Here is a 6,620-nt window from a genome sequence, read left to right on the forward strand (position 1 = left end):
CCGCCCGTGCGAGCGTCAGCCGACCTCGATGCGACGCTGCGCGCTCGCCTTGCCGTCCGTCTCGGACGCATCGTCAGCACGTAGCGCGACCGGCCGGCGTGGTTCATCGCGCACGCGTGCCGCCGGAAACACCACGCTGAAGGTGCTGCCCTTGCCCGGATCGCTCCTGATCTCGAGCCGTCCCTGATGACGATGCAGGACGTGCTTCACGATCGCGAGCCCGAGACCGGTGCCGCCGGTTGCGCGCGAGCGACTGCGATCCACCCGGTAGAACCGCTCGGTCAGCCGCGGAATGTGCTCCGGCTCCACACCGATGCCGCTGTCCTGCACCCAGAAGACCGCCTCGGTACCGCGGTTGCTCCAGCCGATGGTGATGCATCCGCCTTCGGGCGTGTAGCGGACCGCATTGCTCACCAGGTTGCCGAAGGCGCTGCGCAGTTCGTCCTCGCTTCCGGCAAGCCAGCTTGCGCTTTCGAGTTCGAGTCGCACGCGATGCCGACCGTGGCTCAGGCTGCGCGCATCGACCGCGAGCTTCCGGGCCAGATCGCAGACATCCACCGGCGCTTCCCTGAGCGGATACTGTTCGCTCTCCAGACGCGACAGGGTGAGCAGGTCCTCCACCAGCCGCTGCATGCGCAGCGTCTGATCGCGCATGAGGTGAATCGATCGCTCGAAGAACTCCGGTGCCGCCTGCGGACTGTCCGCGAGATTTTCCAGGAAGCCGGCGACGACGGTGATCGGTGTGCGCAATTCGTGCGAGACATTCGCCACGAAGTCGCGCCGGATCGTTTCCACCTCCTCGAAGCGGGTGATGTCGCGACTCAGCAGCAGCTTCCGCTCTTCGCCGTAAGGCACCACCTGCAAGGACAGCGCGAGCTCGCGGCCGCCCTGGCTGACCTTGAGACGCAACGGCGGTGCGTCCGGTCCGGCGCGCAGGAATGCGACGAACTCCGGGTAGCGGACGAGATTGGTGATGAGTATGCCGCCGTCGCGTCGTGCATCGAGACCGAGGTGTGACTCGGCGCCGGGGTTGCACCACTCGATGCGGTCGCTGACATCGAGCATGCAGACGCCGTCGGGCAACGCGGCCGCGGCGAGCCGGAAGCGGTCGAGCGTGTCGCGGAGTTCGGCGGAGCTGCGACGCTGCGAGCGGATCAGGCGGGCGAGCCGGGTGAAGGTCGGTTCCCATGTCGACGAGACGTTCGGCATCGTCTCCGGCCGCGGATCCTTCAGCCAGCGTTGCAGGGCGCTCAGGTCGCGCAGATGAGAGACGACGACGAGCAGGAGAGCCGCACACGCGAAGCCGAGCGCAACGACAAGGTTCGCCACCGCCCAGGTGATGGCGGTTCCGATCGCGATCGCGACGAACAGCGTCATGGGTCGTCGCCAAGTGTCCAAATCAACCGGCCTCCGCTGATGTGCGGATTATCTCACGCTCGCCTCACCCGCACGGCAGGGTGTGTCGCGTCAGCTCGCGGAGAAACGGTACCCGCTGCCGCGCACGGTCTGGATCAGCCGGTCGTTCCCGGTCGGTTCCAGCGCCTTGCGCAGCCGTCGGATGTGCACGTCCACCGTGCGCTCTTCGACGAACACGTGATCGCCCCAGACCTGGTCGAGCAGCTGGGCGCGCGAATGCACGCGCTCCGTGTGCGTCATCAGATAATGCAGCAGCCGGAACTCCGTCGGGCCGAGCTCGATCGGCTGGCGATCGCCGGTGATGCGATGGCTCGCCGGATCGAGTCGCAGCCCCTCGATCTCGACGACGTCATCGGTCATCTGGGGGGCGCGTCGGCGCAGCACGGCCTTGACGCGCGCATTGAGTTCGCGCGGCGAGAAGGGCTTTGTGATGTAGTCGTCCGCACCCGTATCGAGGCCGGTCAGCTTGTCTTCCTCTGCAGCGCGCGCGGTGAGCATGATGATGGGAACGGTCTTCGTGCGCTTGTCCGACTTGATGCGCCTGGCGAGCTCGATACCGCTCAAGCCCGGCAGCATCCAGTCGACCAGCACCAGGTCCGGCAGCGCGTGGCGCATGATGTTGAGCGCATCCTCCGCGCTGCCTGCGCGCATGGGCTGGTGGCCCGCCTGCTGCAGGTTGTAGGAGATGAGCTCCTGGATCGCTGGTTCGTCCTCGACGACCAGAACGGTTGCCGCCATCGCGGTGACTCCGACAAAGTTGACCGGTTGCCATAGTATGAAATTACTGTTACAGACAGGTGACAAAGTTGCGAGCAAGGCGCTCGTCCGACTGGGGTCGTCTCCGTCGCTGGTTTTCCGTGGCCTGCCCGCTCGTTTATGATGGCGAATTCCCGCTCCACAGACGCACGGAAGACCCGATGGCAGGGCTCGACAGGCAGACCCCGATCCCGACGGAAATCAAGCTGCACCAGAAATCCCGGATGATGGAGGTGAGCTTCTCCGATGGCCGCACGTTCGAGCTCCCATACGAGCTCCTGCGCGTCTATTCACCGTCGGCCGAGGTGCGCGGCCACGGCCCCGGCCAGGAAGTGCTGCAGATCGGCAAGCAGTTCGTCGAGATCCGCAACATCGAGCCGATTGGCACTTACGCCGTGCGGCCGACGTTCTCGGACGGCCACGAGACAGGGATCTACTCCTGGGACTACCTGTACTGGCTCGGTGATCAGAAGGAGGCGCTCTGGAACCAGTATCTGGAGCGACTGGCCGCCGCAGGTGAAAGCCGCGAGCCGCGTCCCGACCTGCCGCCCCGCCCTAGGGCGAAGTGACCGCCGCCGACCATGGCCAAGACCACCGACTTCGGATTCGAGAGCGTCCCGGAGGGCGAGAAGCAGAAGCGCGTGGACGGTGTCTTCGACTCCGTCGCCGATCGCTACGACCTGATGAACGATCTCATGTCGGGCGGGCTGCACCGGCTGTGGAAGCGCTTCACCATCGCGCAAAGCCACGTGAGGCCGGGACAGCGCGTGCTCGACCTGGCCGGCGGCACCGGCGATCTCGCGCGGAAGTTCAGCGAGCGTGTCGGCAACACCGGCACCGTCTGTCTCGCCGACGTCAATGCAGCGATGCTCAGGATCGGCCGCGACCGCCTGCTCGATGCCGGCTGCATCGCCCCGGCGGTCCAGTGCAATGCGGAGAAACTGCCGTTTCGCGCCGACGCGTTCGACTGTGTCAGCATCGCCTTCGGCCTGCGCAACGTCACCCGCAAGGATGCGGCGCTCGCGGAAATGCGGCGCGTGGTGCGGCCTGGCGGGCGCGTGCTGGTGCTCGAGTTCTCGCGCGTGTGGCCCCCGCTCGGCCCGCTCTACGACGCCTATTCGTTCAGCGTCCTGCCGGCACTCGGCAAGCTCGTCGCCAGGGACGCCGAAAGCTACCGCTACCTCGCCGAGTCGATCCGCATGTTTCCATCGCAGGCGGAGCTCAAGCTCATGATGGAGACCGCGGGCTTCGACAAGGTCGAGTACTTCAATCTCACGGCGGGTCTGGTCGCGCTGCACGTGGGCGTCAAGTACTAAGAAACCATCCGACGCGGCCGCAGCGCGCCGGCTGGTGACGGCGTGGACAAGTTTGGACCGTCCGCCTCCCTGGCGACTAGAATGAAAGTGCCGCCCGCGCGCTGCCCGAGGTTCACACCATGCGCCGCTCCGTCCTCGTGCCTGCCCTCCTTGCCCTCTCACTGTTTGCGACTGCGTGCGCGGGCCCCGGAGGCGGACTGGGACTGCCGAGCTGCGCACCGGACGCGGGACCCATCCAGAACCCGCCCGCGGTACACGTGGGCGATGTCTGGGTCTACCGCGAGAACGACGACTACACGGGCATCGATCGCGGGGTGTTCAGGCTGGAAGTCACGGGCGTGACCGCAAGCGAGATCCAGGCACGCATCACCCTGCCCAGCGGCAGGGACTTCGCCGAGAGCTACGATCCCCAGTGGGGATGGATCGCCGTGTCGAACCGCAATTGGGACTGGCTGTCGCGGCTCGCGCCGGGGTCGGGAACGATCGCTTTCTCGCCAGCCTTCGACGCGACGCCGTTTCCCCTGCGCGCGGGGCAGACCTGGAGCAACCACGTGGTCGCCATCGATCCCGTCAGCCAGGCGCGCGTTCCGATCGACATTGATGGCAAAGCGCGCTGCTGGGAAAAGGTCAGCGTCCCGGCTGGTGAATTCGTTGCGCTTCGCATCGAACGCACCGCGTATCTCCAGGATCTCGAGTGGTACCGCTCGCAGACCACGCTGCGCCAGGTCGAGTGGTATGTGCCGGAGGCGAACCGGAGCGTGATGATCTGGCGCGACTCCTACTATTACGACTACCGACAGCGCGGCCCGAGCATGCTCATCCTCGGCGATCGCCTGCGCTGGGAGTGGGTACGATAGCCTACCGGGAGCTTCGCCATGCCCTGCACCCTCCGCCCCCTCTACGTCGTCGGCCTGTGTCTCCTCGCGGCAGCGTGCGTGGGTCCGGGAGCCGGCCTCGGCATTCCCTCGTGCGCGCCCGACCTGGGCACCATCCAGGCGCCGCCGACGGTACGCGTCGGTGATGTCTGGACGTACCGGGAAAACGACGATTACACGGGCATCGACCGCGGCGTCTTCCGTCTGGAAGTCACGGCGGTGACGGCGAGCGGAATCGGGACGCGGCTCACGCTGCCGGGGGGCAGTATCGTAGACGAAACATACGACCCGCAATGGGCATGGGTCGCCGTGTCGAATCGCAACTGGGACTGGCTCTCGCGGCTCGCGCCCGGCTCCGCGATCGTCCAGTTCGAGCCGCCCTTCGAGTCCACGCCCTTTCCGTTGCAGACCGGGAGAAGCTGGAGCGACAACCTGGTTGCGATCAACCCGGCAACGCAGGCGCGAACGCCGATCCAGGTGAGCAGCCGCGCACGCTGCTGGGAGAAAATCACGGTGCCGGCAGGCTCGTTCGACGTCATGCGCATCGAGCGCACGGCCTACGTGCAGGACCTCGCCTGGAACAAGTCGCAGACCACGCTGCGCATGGTCGAATGGTACGTGCCTGCGGTCAACCGCGCCGTGATGACCTGGCACGACAGCTACTACTACGACTACCAGCAGTCTCCCCGCAACGCGCTCATTCGCGGCGACCGCCTGCGTTGGCAGTTGCTCGAATACAAGGCGGCCAAGTGAGCTCACGCGCCTGCGGAGTTCGCGCCGCGCTGCACGGTCTGCTGCTGGTGGCGCTGCTCGCACCTACCGCCGCGCCGGCGGACAGCGCAGCCCCGGCACCCGCGTTCAAGCCGGGGATGGCCTGGTCCTACGATCAGCATGACGAGACCAGCGGACGCCAGCTCGGCGCCGTTCGCGTGGAGATCCTCACCGCCGCCGCAAACCGTGTCACGGTCACGCGCGCGCCGGCAGACGCTGCGCCGGCGAAAGAGCTCTGGGACGCCGCAGGCAACTGGGACCGCATCGGTCCGCAGGGCTGCGGCTGGTTGGCGCGACTCGGCGCCACCGACGTCGATTTCGTGCCCGCGCTCACGCTCTACCGCTTTCCGCTCGATGCGGGCAACAACTGGGTGGATTCCATCGACGCGATCGACCCGGCCACCGGTCGCAAGACACTGGTCAAGATCTTCGCCAAGGCGATTTCCTGGGACGACGTCACCGTGCCGGCGGGCAAATTCAGGGCACTCAAGGTGAGGCGTCTGATCGCGCCGGAAGACGGGGACGCGACACGCTCACCGACCACGGTCACGCTCATCGACTGGTATGCACCACAGGTTTCGGGAACGGTCAGGCGGATCTGCGACTGGGAATACCACGACCTGCGCCAGCCGAGCACCGAACAGCTCACGCGCGGGTCGCGCCTGCGTCTGGAGCTCAACGCCTTCGAGCCGCCCAAGTGAGCCGCGGCCTGTTATTCCTCCATGCAACCTGTTCGCACGCGGGGTGAACCGAGCCGGCCGCACTCCCTCTAAGCTGGACCCAACCCGTAGAGACGACGATGAGAAAACTCCTGATCCTTGCCTTTGCCGCGCTGGTGGGCTTCAGCCTCGGCGCCGAGCACGCGCAGGCCGCGAAGCGTTTCGGCGGCGGCCAGAGCATCGGCAAGCAGCGCGAATCCATTCAGCGCGAGGCGGCACCGCGTCCGCCGGCGCAGGCTCCCGCCGCGGCGCCGCAGGGCGCGCCCGCTCAGCGCCCCGGCTGGGGTGGTCCGCTCGCCGGCCTGCTGGCGGGCGGTCTGCTCGGTGCGCTGTTCTTCGGCGGCGCCTTCGACGGCATCAAGTTCGGTGACGTGGCGATCCTGGCGCTGCTCCTCGGTGGCGGCTGGCTGCTGCTGCGCAATCTCGCGCGAAGCCGCGCGCCGGTGCGTCCGGCGCTGGAGCCCGCCGCCGGCGGTGGAGTGGCATCGCCAGCGCCCGCCTTCGGTCGTCCGGCCGCCGCCACCCCGCCGCCCGCCGCCGCGACCCCTGCACGCAACATCCCGCCAGACTTCGATCAGGCGGCGTTCCTCAACCAGGCACGCAAGGCCTTCATTCAACTGCAGACCGCGAACGACACCGGCAACCTCGAGGCGATTCGCGACTACACGACGCCGGAACTCTACGCCGAACTCGAATCGCAGGTCCGGGCACGCGGCGGTGCCACGCAGAAGGTCGCGGTGACGACCCTGGACGCGGAACTGCTGGAG

At 67.2% G+C, this 6,620-nt stretch carries 8 protein-coding genes; 6 read left to right on the forward strand and 2 right to left on the reverse strand.

All coding sequences use genetic code 11. The annotated features are described in order from the left end of the window. Positions 1–15 precede the first annotated feature (15 nt). Together phoR and phoB are read right to left on the reverse strand one after the other, a co-directional pair. Complete coding sequence (gene phoR / locus JNK68_11775; GenBank protein MBL8541034.1) at positions 16–1,377, reverse strand: phosphate regulon sensor histidine kinase PhoR; 1,362 nt, start codon at positions 1,375–1,377, stop codon at positions 16–18. Between the two features lie 90 nt (positions 1,378–1,467). After that, positions 1,468–2,154: a phosphate regulon transcriptional regulator PhoB gene (gene phoB, locus JNK68_11780; protein MBL8541035.1), complete on the reverse strand. Its 687-nt coding sequence runs from the start codon at positions 2,152–2,154 to the stop codon at positions 1,468–1,470. Between the two features lie 179 nt (positions 2,155–2,333). On the opposite strand from phoB, the gene JNK68_11785 reads away from it, so the two are divergent. The 6 genes from JNK68_11785 to JNK68_11810 form a co-directional block, all read left to right on the forward strand. Next, positions 2,334–2,741, forward strand: a complete 408-nt coding sequence (locus JNK68_11785) for a DUF971 domain-containing protein (GenBank protein ID MBL8541036.1) — start codon at positions 2,334–2,336, stop codon at positions 2,739–2,741. A 12-nt stretch (positions 2,742–2,753) separates the two neighbouring features. Then, positions 2,754–3,488 (forward strand): bifunctional demethylmenaquinone methyltransferase/2-methoxy-6-polyprenyl-1,4-benzoquinol methylase UbiE, encoded by a 735-nt coding sequence (gene ubiE / locus JNK68_11790; GenBank protein ID MBL8541037.1) that lies wholly within the window; start codon positions 2,754–2,756, stop codon positions 3,486–3,488. 119 nt (positions 3,489–3,607) lie between these two features. After that, positions 3,608–4,345 carry a hypothetical protein gene (locus JNK68_11795; GenBank protein ID MBL8541038.1) on the forward strand — a complete coding sequence of 246 codons (738 nt, stop codon included), beginning with the start codon at positions 3,608–3,610 and terminating at the stop codon, positions 4,343–4,345. Between the two features lie 18 nt (positions 4,346–4,363). Further along, a complete protein-coding gene (locus tag JNK68_11800; protein MBL8541039.1) occupies positions 4,364–5,116 on the forward strand; it encodes a hypothetical protein in 753 nt (250 codons plus the stop codon). Continuing rightward, on the forward strand, positions 5,113–5,835 hold the full coding sequence (locus JNK68_11805; GenBank protein ID MBL8541040.1) for a hypothetical protein: 723 nt from the start codon (positions 5,113–5,115) through the stop codon (positions 5,833–5,835). The genes JNK68_11800 and JNK68_11805 overlap by 4 nt, the downstream gene beginning before the upstream one ends. A gap of 98 nt (positions 5,836–5,933) precedes the next feature. After that, the coding region (locus JNK68_11810) for a Tim44 domain-containing protein (GenBank protein MBL8541041.1) at positions 5,934–6,620 on the forward strand (687 nt) is incomplete at its 3' end.

The organism is Betaproteobacteria bacterium, from assembly GCA_016791345.1.
In the GTDB taxonomy this organism is placed as follows: domain Bacteria; phylum Pseudomonadota; class Gammaproteobacteria; order Burkholderiales; family JAEUMW01; genus JAEUMW01.

What these genes read in the sequence shown, in the direction of transcription:
- phoR (MBL8541034.1), bottom strand. Translation starts at nt 1,377, where the DNA reads ATGACGCTGTTCGTCGCGATCGCGATCGGAACCGCCATCACCTGGGCG.
- phoB (MBL8541035.1), bottom strand. Translation starts at nt 2,154, where the DNA reads ATGGCGGCAACCGTTCTGGTCGTCGAGGACGAACCAGCGATCCAGGAG.
- JNK68_11785 (MBL8541036.1), top strand. Translation starts at nt 2,334, where the DNA reads ATGGCAGGGCTCGACAGGCAGACCCCGATCCCGACGGAAATCAAGCTG.
- ubiE (MBL8541037.1), top strand. Translation starts at nt 2,754, where the DNA reads ATGGCCAAGACCACCGACTTCGGATTCGAGAGCGTCCCGGAGGGCGAG.
- JNK68_11795 (MBL8541038.1), top strand. Translation starts at nt 3,608, where the DNA reads ATGCGCCGCTCCGTCCTCGTGCCTGCCCTCCTTGCCCTCTCACTGTTT.
- JNK68_11800 (MBL8541039.1), top strand. Translation starts at nt 4,364, where the DNA reads ATGCCCTGCACCCTCCGCCCCCTCTACGTCGTCGGCCTGTGTCTCCTC.